This window comes from Burkholderia sp. BCC1985 (genome assembly GCF_905339915.1).
Lineage (GTDB): Bacteria > Pseudomonadota > Gammaproteobacteria > Burkholderiales > Burkholderiaceae > Burkholderia.
Window position 1 is genome coordinate 22,177 of sequence record NZ_CAJPGY010000020.1, and the last position, 14,433, is coordinate 36,609.

The 14,433-nt window shown below is 68.9% G+C and carries 13 protein-coding genes; 4 read left to right on the forward strand and 9 right to left on the reverse strand.

Annotation, left to right across the window (positions count from 1 at the left end; translation table 11 throughout):
• Nucleotides 1-92: 92 nt before the first annotated feature.
• The 4 genes from U4Z31_RS21165 to U4Z31_RS21180 all read right to left on the reverse strand — a co-directional run bounded on the left by U4Z31_RS21165 (nt 93) and on the right by U4Z31_RS21180 (nt 4,439).
• Nucleotides 93-620 carry a TfoX/Sxy family protein gene (locus U4Z31_RS21165; protein ID WP_321811309.1) on the reverse strand — a complete coding sequence of 176 codons (528 nt, stop codon included), beginning with the start codon at nt 618-620 and terminating at the stop codon, nt 93-95.
• Nucleotides 617-1,726, reverse strand: a complete 1,110-nt coding sequence (locus tag U4Z31_RS21170; protein WP_321811310.1) for a malate/lactate/ureidoglycolate dehydrogenase — start codon at nt 1,724-1,726, stop codon at nt 617-619. Before U4Z31_RS21170 ends, U4Z31_RS21165 begins: the two co-directional genes overlap by 4 nt.
• 60 nt (nt 1,727-1,786) lie before the next feature.
• Nucleotides 1,787-3,241 carry a M20 family metallopeptidase gene (locus U4Z31_RS21175; protein WP_044847921.1) on the reverse strand — a complete coding sequence of 485 codons (1,455 nt, stop codon included), beginning with the start codon at nt 3,239-3,241 and terminating at the stop codon, nt 1,787-1,789.
• Nucleotides 3,242-3,368: 127 nt separating this feature from the next.
• On the reverse strand, nt 3,369-4,439 hold the full coding sequence (locus tag U4Z31_RS21180; protein WP_321811311.1) for a nitronate monooxygenase: 1,071 nt from the start codon (nt 4,437-4,439) through the stop codon (nt 3,369-3,371).
• A gap of 428 nt (nt 4,440-4,867) precedes the next feature.
• Here U4Z31_RS21180 and adiC point away from each other — a divergent pair, with 428 nt between their 5' ends.
• A complete protein-coding gene (gene adiC / locus U4Z31_RS21185; protein WP_044847919.1) occupies nt 4,868-6,400 on the forward strand; it encodes an arginine/agmatine antiporter in 1,533 nt (510 codons plus the stop codon).
• 3 nt (nt 6,401-6,403) lie between these two features.
• Entirely contained in the window at nt 6,404-8,752 is a 2,349-nt protein-coding gene (locus U4Z31_RS21190) for an Orn/Lys/Arg decarboxylase N-terminal domain-containing protein (protein ID WP_321811312.1), read from the forward strand.
• Nucleotides 8,753-8,819: 67 nt separating this feature from the next.
• Here U4Z31_RS21190 and U4Z31_RS21195 read toward each other — a convergent pair whose 3' ends face one another.
• On the reverse strand, nt 8,820-9,563 hold the full coding sequence (locus U4Z31_RS21195) for a hypothetical protein (RefSeq protein ID WP_321811313.1): 744 nt from the start codon (nt 9,561-9,563) through the stop codon (nt 8,820-8,822).
• Between the two features lie 149 nt (nt 9,564-9,712).
• A complete protein-coding gene (gene ftrA, locus U4Z31_RS21200; RefSeq protein ID WP_044847916.1) occupies nt 9,713-10,687 on the reverse strand; it encodes a transcriptional regulator FtrA in 975 nt (324 codons plus the stop codon).
• A 111-nt stretch (nt 10,688-10,798) separates the two neighbouring features.
• On the opposite strand from ftrA, the gene U4Z31_RS21205 reads away from it, so the two are divergent.
• Both U4Z31_RS21205 and U4Z31_RS21210 read left to right on the forward strand, forming a co-directional pair.
• Nucleotides 10,799-11,218 (forward strand): rhodanese-like domain-containing protein, encoded by a 420-nt coding sequence (locus tag U4Z31_RS21205; protein WP_321811314.1) that lies wholly within the window; start codon nt 10,799-10,801, stop codon nt 11,216-11,218.
• Between the two features lie 90 nt (nt 11,219-11,308).
• Nucleotides 11,309-11,635 (forward strand): superinfection immunity protein, encoded by a 327-nt coding sequence (locus U4Z31_RS21210; protein ID WP_044847914.1) that lies wholly within the window; start codon nt 11,309-11,311, stop codon nt 11,633-11,635.
• A gap of 18 nt (nt 11,636-11,653) precedes the next feature.
• Here U4Z31_RS21210 and U4Z31_RS21215 read toward each other — a convergent pair whose 3' ends face one another.
• From U4Z31_RS21215 to U4Z31_RS21225, 3 genes are all read right to left on the reverse strand, one after another.
• Nucleotides 11,654-12,820 (reverse strand): cytochrome P450, encoded by a 1,167-nt coding sequence (locus U4Z31_RS21215; RefSeq protein ID WP_321811315.1) that lies wholly within the window; start codon nt 12,818-12,820, stop codon nt 11,654-11,656.
• A 145-nt stretch (nt 12,821-12,965) separates the two neighbouring features.
• Complete coding sequence (locus tag U4Z31_RS21220; RefSeq protein WP_044847912.1) at nt 12,966-13,232, reverse strand: YodC family protein; 267 nt, start codon at nt 13,230-13,232, stop codon at nt 12,966-12,968.
• Nucleotides 13,233-13,566: 334 nt separating this feature from the next.
• Nucleotides 13,567-14,427, reverse strand: coding sequence for an isocitrate lyase/phosphoenolpyruvate mutase family protein (locus U4Z31_RS21225; protein ID WP_321811316.1), 861 nt, complete (start codon nt 14,425-14,427; stop codon nt 13,567-13,569).
• Between the last annotated feature and the right edge of the window lie 6 nt (nt 14,428-14,433).

The following is a 14,433-nucleotide window of genomic DNA, read 5'->3' on the forward strand; positions in this document are numbered from 1 at the left end:
CTCCCCGCGCCTCGTGAGTCGTGAGTCGTGAGTCGTGAGTCGCAAACTCAGGACAACGTAAATCGTGGCGCAGCGACGATGGGCAGCCGACGCTATGGTTGCTTGCGCTTCACCACGGATTTCGTGGCCGGTTTCGAAACGGGTTTCGGCGCCGCTTTCGCGGAAGGTTTCGCGGACGCTTTCGCAGACGACTTCACACTCCGTTTCGCCGCCGGCGTCGACGCCGCTGCCGTCTTCGGCTCCGCAGGCGGCTTCGGCGCCGCCTTCGCCTTGCGCTTCGGCGCCCCCGCCAGCAACGCCGCCCGATACGCGCCGCGGCACCAGTCGAACAGCGCGCCCGCATCCTCGAGCACGTCGGCCGGCGTTTCGTAATACCCCTCGAGCGCAACGGTGCGCGTAGGACGCTCATACGAAAACGGCCCCATCCCCGCCGCAACGAACGCGGGACGGTTCACGTCGTCGACGCGCAGGAACAGCGACCCGCGCGACATGAAGCCGAACATCACGCCGTCGAGCCGCATCGCGGCGCCGCTGAAGAACCGCGCGACCTCTACCTTGCCGAGCGGCGCGAGCCGGTACGCGATCTCCTCGCCGTGCGCCTTCTCCGATTGCCAGCTCATGCGGGCTCCGTGCAGCGCCGTGTCCACACGTCGAGTTCCGCGTCGTCGAAGCCGACGGCCGCCGCGCTCTCGCGGATCTGCCGCCACGTCGCACGATCGACCGGAATGCCGTCCACGCCGCGTGCGGCGCGGCTCGCCTCCTCCGGCTCGCCGGGCATCCGCACCGGCGCATCGCCCGCCTGCGGCGACGCCTTCGCCCATTCGACGAACGCATCGGCCTCGCGCTGCGCATCGGCCGCATCGAACGCGTCCGGATCGATCAGCACCGACAGCATCCCGTTGACGATCGCGCTCGTCTTCTGCAGCGTGTCGCCGTAGGTCGTATGCCCGCCGACCAGCGCGCCGCCGAAGATCTCGCACATCGCGGCCAGCGCATACCCCTTGTGCAGCCCGAACGGCAGCAGCGCGCCGAACGGCTGCTCGTGCATGACGGCCGGATCGTCGGTCGGCTGGCCGCGATGATCGATCAGCGACCCCGCCGGCACGCGCTTGCCCTGGTTGTACGCGACCCGCGTCTTGCCGTACGCGATCGCGCTCGTCGCGAAATCGAGCAGCAGCGGCGGCCGCCCCGCGCGCGGATACGCGGCGCAGAACGGATTGGTGCCGAAGCGCGCATCGGTGCCGTGCAGCGGCGCGACGAGCAAGTCGCCCGGTACGTTGACGAAATGGAACGACACGAGACCCGCGCGCGCGCACTGCTCGGCCCAGTGCCCGATGCGGCCGAGGTGATGGACGTCGCGCAGCCCGATCGCGCAGATGCCCATGCGCCGCGCGCGCTCGATCCCTTCGACCATCGCCTCGAATGCGATCACCTGGCCGAAGCCGCGCCCGCCGTCGATAGTGAGTACCGCGCCGCCGTCGCGGACGATCGACGCGTGCCCGTTCAACTGCAACTGCCCTTCCCGCCACGACGCGACGTAGTTCGGGATCGTCCCGATCCCGTGCGAATCGTGCCCGGCCAGATTCGCGCCGACCAGGTGATCGGCGACGAGCCGCGCCTCGCGCTCGCTGCTGCCGACCCGCTCCCAGAGTGCCGCGACGAACGCGTGCAGCGGTTCGGCGCGCATGCGCAGCGGGTCGGTATCGGGGGTCGGCAGCGCGGTCATCGGCAAGGCTCCGTCAGGTCGGGTTGGATCCGGTCGGGTCGGGACAGACAACGCGAACGCTCAGCGCGCGGACGCGATCACGTCCGCCACCGCCGCGGTCAGCTTCTTCGCGTACGGCACGTGCAGGAACTCGTTCGGGCCGTGCGCATTCGACTTCGGCCCGAGCACGCCGCACACCATGAACTGCGCGGACGGGAAGCCGGCCTGCAGCACGTTCATCAGCGGGATCGTGCCGCCGAGGCCCATGTACGCGCAGTCCGCGCCGAAGTGGCGGCGCGACGCGGCGTCGAGCGACGACGCGAGCCAAGGCGCGAGATCCGGCGCGCTCCAGCCGGTCGCGGCGCCCGCATCCGGCTTGAACGTGACCTTCGCGTTGTACGGCGGATCGAGTTCGAGCAGTGCCTTCAGCTGCTGCACGGCCTGAGCGGCATCGACCAGCGGCGGCAGGCGCAGCGACAGCTTGAACGCGGTGCGCGGACGCAGCACGTTGCCCGCGTCGGCGAGCGCCGGCAGGCCGGCCGCGCCCGTCACCGACAGCGACGGACGCCACGTCGAATTCAGCAGCGCCTCGCGCGGATCGGTGGTGGTCGGCAGCACCGGCTTGCCGTCCGCGCCGCATGCCCACGGCAGCCCCTTCCATACGGCGTCGCCGAGGATCGCGGCGGCCGCGTCGGCTTCGCGCACGCGGCTGTCGGGAATCTCGCAATGGAACACGCCCGGCAGCAGGTTGCCGTTCTTCGCGTCTTCCAGGCGCTCGAACAGCTGGCGCATCACGCGGAAGCTCGACGGCGCGATGCCGCCGAACACGCCCGAGTGCACACCCTCCTCGAGCACCTCGACCTGCAGGTCGCCGGACACCAGCCCGCGCAGCGACGTCGTGAGCCACATCTGGTCGTAGTTGCCGGCGCCCGAATCGAGGCACACGACGAGCGACACCTGGCCGAGCCGGTCGCGCAGCGCATCGACGTACGGCAGCAGGTCGTAGCTGCCCGACTCCTCGCAGGTCTCGATCAGGCCGACGCAGCGCGGGCGTTCGACGCCCTGCTCGTCGAGCGCGCCGAGCGCGGCGAGGCTCGCGTAGATCGCGTAGCCGTCGTCCGCGCCGCCGCGGCCGTACAGCTTGCCGTTCTCGAACTTCGGCGTCCACGGGCCGAGGTCCGCGCGCCAGCCGTCGAATTCGGGCTGCTTGTCGAGGTGGCCGTACAGCAGGATCGTGTCGGTGCTGCCCGAGCGGGTTGCGGGGGTTTCGAAGAAGATCACCGGCGTGCGGCCGGGCAAGCGCACGATCTCGAGCTTCAGGCCTTTCACCGGCTGGCGTTCGGCCCACTGCGCGGCATCGGTGACGACCCGTTCGAGATAGCCGCGCTTCGCCCAGTCGGGGTCGAAGGCGGGGCTCTTCGCAGGGATCGCGATGTAGTCGGTCAGTGCGTGGAGGATTTCATCGTTCCACTTGCGCTCGACGAAGGTAACGAGCTTGTCATGGTCGAGGACGGGGGTAGTGTCGACGGAGGTCATGGTGGGGTGCCTGGATAGGGCTGACGAAAAACCGGATGATACGCCGATGCCCCCGCCCCGGGGCGCTTTCCGTGGCCGTATTCAGGGCCCGTTCGGGCCCGTTTCCCGCGGCGCGTCGCGCCCCCGCTCAAACGGCCTGCGGGAATGCGTCGCGCAACCCCGCCGCGCACGCGATCGCGTCGTCCCACAGCCGCCGGGTCAGCGCCCCGGCATCCTCTTCCCGCGCAAGCGCCGCGGCCTCGCCCGACCACAGCAGCGAGAAATCGTCGCGCCCCTGCCGCTCGAACGCGCCGCGCAGCGGATCGACTGCCGCCGTCGCGAGCGGGAACGCGGGCGCAAGCGCGCTCATCGGCCCCTGCTCGCGCATGAAGCGCGTCAGCAGGCCGCGTCCGGGGCGGCCCGTGTAGAGGTTGGTCACGCGCGTACCGTCGTCGCGTGCGGCCCGCAGCGCCGCGCGATGCTGCGCCGAGCGGCCGGCCTGCGGCGTCAGCAGGTAGCCGGTGCCGATCTGCACCGCGCGTGCGCCGAGCGCGAACGCGGCCGCGATGCCGCGGCCATCGGCGATCGCGCCGGCGGCGATCACCGGCGCGCGCACCGCGTCGACGATCTGCGGCAGCAGCGCGAACAGGCCCGGCTGCGCGTGGATGTCGTCGGTCAGGAACATCCCGCGATGCCCGCCCGCCTCGGCGCCTTGCGCGACGATCGCATCGACGCCGCGCGCATCGAGCCAGCGCGCTTCCTCGACGGTCGTCGCGGACGAGACGACCAACGCGCCCGTGCGCCGCACCCGTTCGAGCAGCGCTTCGTCCGGCAAACCGAAATGGAAGCTCACGACGGCCGGGCGCAATTCCTCGACGACCGCGCACATCGCGTCGTCGAACGGCGCGCGACCGGGGCCGCCCTTCACGTCGGCCGGATCGAGCCCGGCTTCCGCGTAGTAGCCGGCCAGCGCCGCGCGCCAGCGCACGTCGACCTCGGCGTCGGGCGCTGGCGGCGCATGACAGAAGAAGTTGACGTTGAACGGCGCCGGCGTGCGTGCGTGGATCGCCGCGATCTCGTCGCGCAACTGCTGCGGGCCGAGCGCCGCGCATGCGAGCGAGCCGAGCCCGCCCGCCTCGCAGACCGCAATCGTCAGCGGGCTCAGGGAACCGACCATCGGAGCCTGGATCAGCGGCAGGCGGGAAGGCAGCATCGTCATCGGAATCACCGTTCGGTAGAAATAATCAATGGCGCGGGCGAGCGCATTTCGAGCGCTCGATAATAACCGACTGATTCAATCATGGTTTGTCGACTCACTCAGCCCGTAAATTGAATTAACCGGTTCGGCAAAAATCGATTATCCGTTCAACCTGCCCCGCATCTCGCCTTCGCCCCGGAACCACCGGCCGGACGGGCCAGACAGGCCATCCGCCCCGGTTCGGCCACCTTCATCCGCACCAAAGCGTTTCACCCTTTTCAATGATCGACATCAATATTCAAGATATTAAATGGCCTCGCTTACCCTTATTAAACTTCATTAGGAGATAAGATGCTGTCGTTCAATAAAACGACGATCCATTCCGGAATCGTCGACCGGTGCCGGGCCGCGCCACCTCAACCGCATCACGACCATTCAAGGAGCCTCGCATGTCCGATGCCAGCTCGTCCTCCTCCCGTTCCGCCGCCGCGCCAGCCGCGACCGCCGCGCCGAAAATCGGCGTCATCCCCGCCACGCTGATGGTCGCGGGCAACATGATGGGCTCCGGCGTCTTCATGCTGCCCGCGAACCTCGCCGCCACCGGCGGCATCGCGATCTTCGGCTGGCTGATCACCGTGGTCGGCGCCGTGTCGCTCGCACTGGTGTTCGCGAAGCTCGCGGCGATCGACCCGGCCGCCGGCGGCCCGTATGCGTATGCGCGCAAGGCCTTCGGCCCGTACATCGGCTACCAGACCAACCTGATCTACTGGCTCGCGAACGTGCTCGGCAACGTCGGCCTCGCGGTCGCCGGCCTCGGCTACCTGACGCACTTCTTCCCGGTCCTGCACGACCCGCTCGTGTTCGCGCTCGCGCAGATCTTCGTGATCTGGCTGTTCACCTACGCGAACATCCTCGGGCCGAACGTGGTCGGCCGCGTGCAGTCGGTCACGACGATCTTCGCGCTCGTGCCGATCCTCGGGATGGCCGTGTTCGGCTGGTTCTGGTTCAGCAAGGACGTGTACTTCGCCGGCTGGAACGTGTCGGGCGCGAGCAGCTTCAGCGCGATCGGCGCGACGCTGAACTTCACGCTGTGGGCGTTCATCGGCGTCGAGAGCGCGTCGGTGTCGGCCGGCGTCGTCGAGAACCCGTCGCGCAACGTGCCGATCGCGACCGTCGGCGGCGTCGTGCTCGCGGCCGTCTGCTACGTGCTCAGCTCGACCGTGATCATGGGGATGATCCCGAACAAGGCGCTGCTCGCGTCGAGCGCGCCGTTCGCGGATGCCGCGCGCCTCGCGCTCGGCGACACCGCCGCGAACGCGGTCGCGATCTGCGCGGCGCTCGGCTGCCTCGGCTCGCTCGCGGGCTGGACGCTGCTGGTCGGCCAGACCGCGAAGGCCGCGGCCGACGACGGCCTGTTCGCCGGCGTGTTCGCCCGCGTCAACTCGAAGAACGTGCCGTCGGCCGGCCTCGCGATCGTCGCGGTCATCATGTCGGTGCAGGTGCTCGCGACGATGTCGCCGAGCGCGAGCGAGCAGTTCGGCAAGATCGCGTCGATCGCCGTGATCATGACGCTCTTGCCGTACATCTACTCGTGCATCGCGATCAAGGTGCTCGGCTACGGCAAGATGCCGTCGCACCAGTTCACCTTCTACACGATCGTCGGCCTGATCGGCGCCGTCTACGCGCTGTGGGCGATGGTCGGCTCCGACGGCCAGCAGACGCGCTGGTCGCTGATCTTCGTGATCGCGACGATCGTGTTCTACGAGCTGTCGATCAACCGCCAGCGCGAAATCGAGGAAACCCATGTCCATCCGGGCGGCCGCTCGCCGCGCTGGGTGCGCTACCTCGCGCTCGGCGTGACCATCGTCGCGCTCGTCGCGGCCTTCTGGATCTCCGTCGGCCAACACGAGGCCGCCCGCCTTCACGCACGCTCGCCGGCCGCCGCAGCAGGCATCCCGGCAACTCAACAAACGGGGGAATGACCCATGACCGCTTCCTTGACCCAACCGGCGTTCCGCCGCCTCGGCATGAAGGCGCTGCTCGTGCAGCACGACATCGACGAACGCACGGCCACCGGACGCGCGGCCACCGCGCTCGTCGAAGAATTGCGCACGCGGCTCGTCGACGTCGTGATCGCGACCTCAGCCGAAGACGCACGCGCGGTGGTCGACGCCGATCCCGCGATCCAGTGCCTGCTGCTCAACTGGGAGCTCGGCAACGATCCCGTGCATGCGCCCGCGCAGGCCGTGCTCGACGCGATGCGTGCGCGCAATGCGACGGTGCCGGTGTTCCTGCTCGCGAGCCGCGCGAGCGCGGCGGCGATTCCCGTCGACGCGATGCGCAAGGCCGACGACTTCATCTGGATGCTGGAGGACACGACCGCGTTCATCGGCGGGCGGATCGTCGCCGCGATCGAACGCTACCGCGAAACCGTGCTGCCGCCGATGTTCCGCGCGCTTGCGCAGTTCTCGCGCGTGTACGAATACTCGTGGCACACGCCGGGCCACACGGGCGGCACCGCGTTCCTGAAATCGCCGGTCGGCCGCGCGTACTTCGAATTCTTCGGTGAAGCGCTGTTCCGCTCGGACCTGTCGATCTCGGTCGGCGAGCTCGGCTCGCTGCTCGACCACTCGGGCCCGATCGGCGAAAGCGAACGCTACGCGGCGCGCGTGTTCGGCGCGCACCGCACGTATCACGTGACGAACGGCTCGTCGATGTCGAACCGCGTGATCCTGATGGCGAGCGTCACGCGCAACCAGGTCGCGCTGTGCGATCGCAACTGCCACAAGTCGGCCGAGCACGCGATGACGATGTCCGGCGCGATTCCGACCTACCTGATTCCGTCGCGCAACCATTACGGGATCATCGGGCCGATCATGCCGGAACGGCTCACGGCCGCCGCCGTGCGTCTCGCGATCGACGCGAACCCGCTCGTGCGCGGCCGCGACGGCATCGACCCGACGCCCGTGCATGCGCTGATCACGAACTCGACGTACGACGGCCTCTGCTACAACGTCACGCGCATCGAGGAACTGCTCGGCCAGAGCGTCGACCGGTTGCATTTCGACGAGGCGTGGTACGGCTACGCGCGCTTCAACCCGATCTACCGCGATCGCCACGCGATGCACGGCGATCCGTCGCAGCACGACGCGAGCAAGCCGACCGTGTTCGCGACACAGTCGACGCACAAGCTGCTCGCCGCGCTGTCGCAGGCGTCGTTCATCCATGTCCGCAACGGCCGCAACCCGATCGAGCACGCGCGCTTCAACGAGGCGTACATGATGCATGCATCGACGTCGCCGAACTACGCGATCATCGCGTCGAACGACGTGAGCGCCGCGATGATGGACGGCCCCGGCGGCGAGGCGCTGACCACCGACGCGATCCGCGAGGCCGTGTCGTTCCGCCGGATGCTCGCGCGGCTGCATGCGGAATGCGAGGAGAACGACGACTGGTTCTTCAACGGCTGGCAGCCGGACACCGTGGTCGATCGCAAGACGGGCCGGCGCGTGCGCTTCCATGAAGCGGACGAAATGCTGCTCGCCACCGATCCGTCATGCTGGGTGCTGCATCCGGGCGACACATGGCACGGCTTCGGCGAGATCGAGGACGATTACTGCATGCTCGATCCGATCAAGGTGTCGATCGTCACGCCGGGCGTCGCGCCGCATGGCGGGCTGATGCCGGTCGGCATTCCGGCGTCGGTCGTCACCGCGTACCTGGACCGGCACGGGATCGTCGTCGAGAAGACGACCGACTTCACGATCCTGTTCCTGTTCTCGCTCGGCGTGACGAAGGGCAAGTGGGGCACGCTCGTCAACACGCTGCTCGACTTCAAGCGCGACTACGATGCGAACGCGCCGCTCGAGCAGGCGCTGCCGGAACTCGTCGCGCGCTATCCGGACCGCTACGGCACGCTCGGCCTGCGCGATCTGTGCGACCTGATGTTCAGCGCGATGAGCGACCTGAAGACGACCGAGATGATGTCGCGCGGCTTCTCGACGCTGCCGCAGCCCGACTTCAGCCCGGCCGAGGCGTACGAGCATCTCGTGCACAACGACATCGAGATGCTGGAACTCGCCGAGATGGCGGGCCGCACCGTCGCGACGGGCGTGGTGCCCTATCCGCCCGGCATTCCGCTGCTGATGCCCGGCGAGAACGCGGGGCCGGCCGACGGCCCGCTGCTCGGCTACCTGAAGGCGCTCGAGCAGTACGACCTGCGCTTCCCCGGCTTCACGCACGACACGCATGGCGTCGAAGTCGAGGACGGCGTGTACCGGATCGCGTGCATCAAGCAAACCGCGCGCGATACCGGCAATACCAACACGCGCTGAGCATGCGCGCCGCGACGCCGCGCCGGCAGGATGCGGCACGCGTCGCGGCGCGCGATGAACCGGCCGGTCATGCCGGCAACTGATTAACCCACGCGGCAAGCTGCGCTTCGCCTTCTTCGTCGAGCTTGCCCTTCAGTTCCCCGTACCACGGCTCGATCGCGTCGGCCGGCTGCGTGGCCTTCAGGATCTCGAGACTGTTCTCGAGGAACGACGAAAAGAACGGAATGCCGCGCATGTAGAGGAAGGTCGAATCGGTGATCCGCACGTGGCCGTACACGTCGCGCACCCACGCGAGATGCGGCAGCGCCTCGCGCAGGTGGCCGCCCTGCATCAGCGCCGAAATGAAGTTCACGCGCGCCGCGACGTCGGACTGCTCGTGCGTGTCGTGATTGACCTCGGCGGCCTTCTGCATCCACGCTTCGCCGCGCTCCACTTCGTCGCACATCACCGACGTCGTCGCGAGCTGCACCGCGTTGTGCGCGCTCGGCTCATGGTCGAACAGCGCGAGCCAGTACGGAAACGCTTCCGGGTAACGCTTCATCGCCGAGTATGAAAGCGCGCAGAGGCGCGCCGCATCGGCCAGCCGCTCCGCGTGCGGCGCGGCGGCCGCGATCGCGGCCTCGTGCCGGCCGGCCTGGAATGCCCTCAGCGCGGGCGCGAGTTCCGGCGCGATGTCCGGGCCGCCTTGTTCGTGCGTATCGTCGGATCCTTCCGTTGCTTCCGACGCTCCGCCTGCGTCGTGCGCGGAACGCGCAGGCGCTGCCGCTTCGTCACGCGTTTTCTTTCCGAACAGCTTGCCCAGCAGGCCCATGATGATTGTCCTTGTCGTTGTCGTTGCGAGCGGGAATGGCGGCGCCGCATCTACGGTCGCCGCACGGCGATCGCCATCTTACGCGTGCTCGAAGTCGACAAGAAGCAAACGACGGACTGATTCCGCCACTGCGCGGAAAGACGCACCACTCACGCGTCCGTGGACCTCACACCGCGATCCATCCCCCGCCGGTACGCAGCCGGGCTCGTCGCCGCGACGCGCCGGAAATGCCGGCGCAACGACTCCTCGGAACCGAACCCCGCGCGCGCGGCAATCTGCGCGAGCGACAGCCCGGGATGCGCTTCGAGCATGTCCTTCGCGACGTTCACGCGCTCGCGGATCAGCCATGCGAGCGGCGACATCCCCGTTGCATCCGCGAACTGCCGCTGCAGCGTGCGCGTGCTCATCGCGGCCTGCGCGGCCAGCGACGCGAGCGTGTGCGGCTCGGCCGCGTGCGCGCGCATCCAGTCGATCAGCTTCGCGAGCCGGTCGCTGCCGCCCGGCGCGACCGGGCGCGGCACGAACTGCGCCTGGCCGCCGTCGCGATGCGGCGGCAGCACGAGGCGCTGCGCGACGCGGTTCGCGATCGCGCCGCCATGATCGCGGCGCACGAGATGCAGCAGCATGTCGAGCCCCGCCGCCGAGCCGGCCGACGTGACGATCTGCCCTTCGTCGACGTACAGCGCATCGGGATTCACGCGCAGCGCCGGATAGCGCGCCTGCAGGCGCTCGGCGTAGCGCCAGTGCGTCGTCACGGTGAGCCCGTCGAGCACGCCGGCCGCCGCGAGCACGAACACGCCCGAGCAGATCGAACAGAGCCGCGCGCCGCGACGATGCGCGGCACGCAGCTTCTTCAGCAGCGGCTCCGGCGGCAGCTCGTCCGGATCGCGCCAGCCGGGAATCACGATGGTGTCCGCGCGATCGAGCATCGCGAGCCGGTACGGCGCGGCGACCGTGATGCCGCCCGCCGCCCGCACGGGCCCGGGCTCGCTCGCGCAGACCGCGAAGCGATACCAGTCGACGCCGAGTTCCGGGCGTTCGAGCGCGAACAGTTCGACCACGCAGCCGAACTCGAAGGTGCAGAGGCGATCGTAGGCGAGCGCGACGACGAGATGATTGTGCATGGCGCGATGTTACCGGAACTTGTCGATCGCGCCACTGCCGCGACGGCCGCCGAACCGCGATACTGCCCTTCATTCCGGCGCATTCCGCGCCGTCCTTCAGGAGCGCCATTCATGTCATACGTCACCGACGTCCCCGCCGCCGACAGCGCCACCGCCCTCGCGCACTTCGAAGCATCGCTGCGCTTCGAGACCGATTGCTGGGACGTCCACGATGCACTTGCGTCCGGCGCGCCGGATTTCGTGCTGCTCGACGTCCGGGGGCCGGAGCAGTTCGCCGCCGGCCACGTGCCCGGCGCGCGCAACCTGCCGCACCGCAAGATCGTCGCCGGCAAGCTCGCCGACCATCCGGCCGGCACGCTGTTCGTCGTCTACTGCGCGGGCCCGCACTGCAACGGCGCCGCGCGCGCGGCGATCCGGCTCGCGCGCCTCGGCCGCCCGGTGAAGCTGATGATCGGCGGCGTCACGGGCTGGCTCGACGAAGGTTTCGCGTTGAGCAACGAAGTGCAGCCGGAGGGCGTCGCCATGCGCTGATCGTTATTGAAAACGCAACAATCAATTGCCGGCACACGAACGGAAAAAGCGCGACAATCAGCCTCATTGCAGTTCGGACGGAGCAGCAACATGGAACACACAGTCCTGATTCAGGTGGCCGGTTCGGTCGCAGCGATCGCGCTCTATTTTCTTCCGGCCATCGTCGCCGATCGGCGCAGCCGGCACGACAAGCTGACGATCGCGATGTTCAACGCGCTGTTCGCATGGACGGGCATCGGCTGGCTGATGACGCTGTACTGGGCATGCCAGCCGAACCCGCAGACCGACGTCGCGCAAACCATCCTCGCGAAGCGCCGCGGCATCAGCATGCGGACCTTCTCGACCGGTCTCGTCGAACGCGTGCAACGCCGCGTCGCCGCCCAGCAACAATGGGCCGAGAAGCAAGGTTGCCGCTAGGCAGTCCCGCCGTTCCGCTTACCTCGCCACGCCGAACTTCGGCATCCTGACATTGGTCGAGGCCCGGTAGTCCCACACCAGCCTGTCGCGCGGCGCGTCACCGCCCGCGCGCAACCACGCCCCGAACGCCCCCGCCGTGACCGCCCGCGCGATCCGCTCGCCCGGACAGCCGTGCGGCCCCGTGCCGAACCCGAAGTTCGGCCCCGGCGCGCGGCCCGGCAGCAGTCGGTGCGGCTCGCGATGCACGGCCGGATCGCGGTTCGCCGCCGCAAGCACGACCAGGATGGCCGCACCGGCATCGACGGTCACGCCGTCGATCGTCGTGCGCGCCGCGACGAAGCGGCGCGTGTTCTGCACCGGCGCATCGAATCGGCCGACCTCGGCGACGAATGCGTCGAGGGCGGCCGTATCCGGCATCGCGCGTTCGCCGTCCGTGCCATCCCATGCGACCAGCACGTTGCCGAGCCACGCGGCCGTCGCCTCGCACGTCTGCGACAGCAACCCGACGAGGTTCGCGACCAGCGCGCCGCTGGCGTGCCAGCCCGCGGCGCCGGCCGCCTGCTGAACCGCGGCGACGAGTGAACCGTCCTGGGCCCGTGTGCACGCGACGCGTTCCGTCATGCGGTCGAGCAGTTGCCGCGCGGCTTCGCTCGCGCGGGCCAGCGCGGCGTCGTCCGACAGCGGCGACAGCGCGGCGACGAAGTCGACGACCAGCGCGGCGATATCGTCGAGTTGCGCGCTGTCGAAGCCGAGCAGATCGGCGACCGCGCAAACGGGCACCGTCAGGCACCACGCGTTCAATGCATCGGCGTCATACGGCGCGCGCAGCCGGCTGCCGGCGAGTTGGGCGGCCCGTTCGCGCAACGCGTTCGCATCGATCGGCGCGAACGCCGCGCGCAGCGCCTGCTTCGGCACGTCGTGCCGCAATGCGCCGTCGTTCATGCGCACCAGTTCGCCGAACAGCGCACCTGCCGTCGACCCGCGCAACGCGGGCGGTACCGGCGCATCGAGCGGCCTGACGCGGCACGCCGGGTGGCCGAGCACGGCCGTCACGCTCGCCGCCCGGCTCGCGACCCACAGGCCGAGCGAGGCGTCGAACGCAAGCGGCGGCCCGTCGACGAGCGTCGCGTAATACGGGTAGGGATCGCGGTGCGTGACCGCGGCAATCGGATGGGTCGGGTTCATGCGTGGAGTATCGGCGCGCCGGGCCGCCGCATGTTTCGGGTTGACGTGAAATGTCGTGGATGTCGTCGGCATGCCGGCACGGCGGGCCACGGCAATGCGGCAACCTGCGGCCGGCAAGCGGCGCGATGCCGCGACGGGCGCGTCGTCAGGCTGCCGACCGGTAGCGGTGCCCCTGCATGCGCACGCGGACACGCCCGGCGGAAATCGCGCGCGGTTCGGGCACTACCGTTTCGTGATGAAACATTTCCTGCCGGAAGTGGCCGCTGTCGTCGAACCACTGGCAGATCAGCCAGTCGGCATCGTCGAACACGACCGGCCCCGCGTAGGTGACGGTCATGCGCGGCCCGCCGGTTTTCAGCGTCACGACATCGCCGACGCGAACGCCACTGCGGTGATTTTCTCGGATTGTCATCGCTCTCTCGATTTTTTATATATTCATTTTCCGGCGGCCCGCTGGCAGGTCATTCGGATATGCGGGAGATTACCAATCCGATAAATAACCGGCAACTCCCGAATACGAAAAAAACAGCGACCGGAAAATCGCAACAATATGCGGCACCGGTTCGCGTGGCGGGCGGCTGACGCCAGAACCGGCGTGGCTTGCGTGCCGGTTCCGGTCGCACCGCCGGAATACGGAGAATAATCGATGGTTTTCGCGCCGTCATCGAACTTCAAATCGGCAGCAGTTTCGATTGATTACCGTCAATCAGCTTTCGGTTGGAAACGTTCCCACGTTTCACCGGCCCTTATTGTTCGAACTGAACGGGCGAATTGTCCGGCGCCGAAAACCAGCGATTGAGGTCGCGGCCCGGCACCGCCGCCTGCGTGAACGTGAACGTGCCGTCGCGCGCCATTTCCGTCGCGGCGCGCAGGAACGCGCCGAATGCGGCCCGCGCCAGCGCGCCGCCGACGCTGACGCGCTTCACGCCGAGCGCCGCGAGCGTCTCGAGGCTCAGCAACCCGCCCTGCAGCCCCATCACGACGTTGACCGGCGCACCGACCGCGCGCGTGAGCGCCGCGATCTCGTCGGGATCGGTCACGCCCGGTGCGTACAGCACGTCGGCGCCCGCGTCGCGGTAGGCGACCAGCCGCGCGATCGTGTCGGCGAGGTCGTGGCGGCCGTGCAGGTAGTTTTCGCAACGCGCGGTCAGCGTGAACGGAAACGGCAGCGCGCGCGCCGCGTCGACCGCCGCCGCGATGCGCTCGACCGCCGCGTCGTACGGATAGATCGGTGCATCGGCGCGGCCGGTCGCATCCTCGATCGAGCCGCCCACCGCGCCGGCGCCGGCCGCCAGGCGGATCGTCTCGGCGACCGTGTCGGGCGCGTCGCCGAAGCCGTTCTCGAGATCGGCGCTGACCGGCAGGCCGCCCGCCGCGACGATCTCGGCGATGTGGGCGAGCATTTCGTCACGGCCGATCGCGTTGTCGGGCCGCCCTCTCGAAAACGCGAAACCGGCGCTCGTGGTGGCGAGCGATTCGAAGCCGGCCATCGCGAGCAGCCGGGCGGACCCGGCATCCCACGGGTTCGGGATGATGAAGGCGCCGGGGCGCGCATGCAGCGCGCGGAAGGTTTCGGCCTGGCGGAACTGCACGTTGGAATCGGACATTGATGT

What these genes read in the sequence shown, in the direction of transcription:
- U4Z31_RS21215 (WP_321811315.1), bottom strand. Translation starts at nt 12,820, where the DNA reads ATGAACCCGACCCATCCGATTGCCGCGGTCACGCACCGCGATCCCTAC.
- U4Z31_RS21205 (WP_321811314.1), top strand. Translation starts at nt 10,799, where the DNA reads ATGTCATACGTCACCGACGTCCCCGCCGCCGACAGCGCCACCGCCCTC.
- U4Z31_RS21180 (WP_321811311.1), bottom strand. Translation starts at nt 4,439, where the DNA reads ATGACGATGCTGCCTTCCCGCCTGCCGCTGATCCAGGCTCCGATGGTC.
- U4Z31_RS21170 (WP_321811310.1), bottom strand. Translation starts at nt 1,726, where the DNA reads ATGACCGCGCTGCCGACCCCCGATACCGACCCGCTGCGCATGCGCGCC.
- U4Z31_RS21225 (WP_321811316.1), bottom strand. Translation starts at nt 14,427, where the DNA reads ATGTCCGATTCCAACGTGCAGTTCCGCCAGGCCGAAACCTTCCGCGCG.
- U4Z31_RS21190 (WP_321811312.1), top strand. Translation starts at nt 6,404, where the DNA reads ATGACCGCTTCCTTGACCCAACCGGCGTTCCGCCGCCTCGGCATGAAG.
- adiC (WP_044847919.1), top strand. Translation starts at nt 4,868, where the DNA reads ATGTCCGATGCCAGCTCGTCCTCCTCCCGTTCCGCCGCCGCGCCAGCC.
- U4Z31_RS21175 (WP_044847921.1), bottom strand. Translation starts at nt 3,241, where the DNA reads ATGACCTCCGTCGACACTACCCCCGTCCTCGACCATGACAAGCTCGTT.
- U4Z31_RS21195 (WP_321811313.1), bottom strand. Translation starts at nt 9,563, where the DNA reads ATGGGCCTGCTGGGCAAGCTGTTCGGAAAGAAAACGCGTGACGAAGCG.
- U4Z31_RS21210 (WP_044847914.1), top strand. Translation starts at nt 11,309, where the DNA reads ATGGAACACACAGTCCTGATTCAGGTGGCCGGTTCGGTCGCAGCGATC.
- U4Z31_RS21165 (WP_321811309.1), bottom strand. Translation starts at nt 620, where the DNA reads ATGAGCTGGCAATCGGAGAAGGCGCACGGCGAGGAGATCGCGTACCGG.
- U4Z31_RS21220 (WP_044847912.1), bottom strand. Translation starts at nt 13,232, where the DNA reads ATGACAATCCGAGAAAATCACCGCAGTGGCGTTCGCGTCGGCGATGTC.
- ftrA (WP_044847916.1), bottom strand. Translation starts at nt 10,687, where the DNA reads ATGCACAATCATCTCGTCGTCGCGCTCGCCTACGATCGCCTCTGCACC.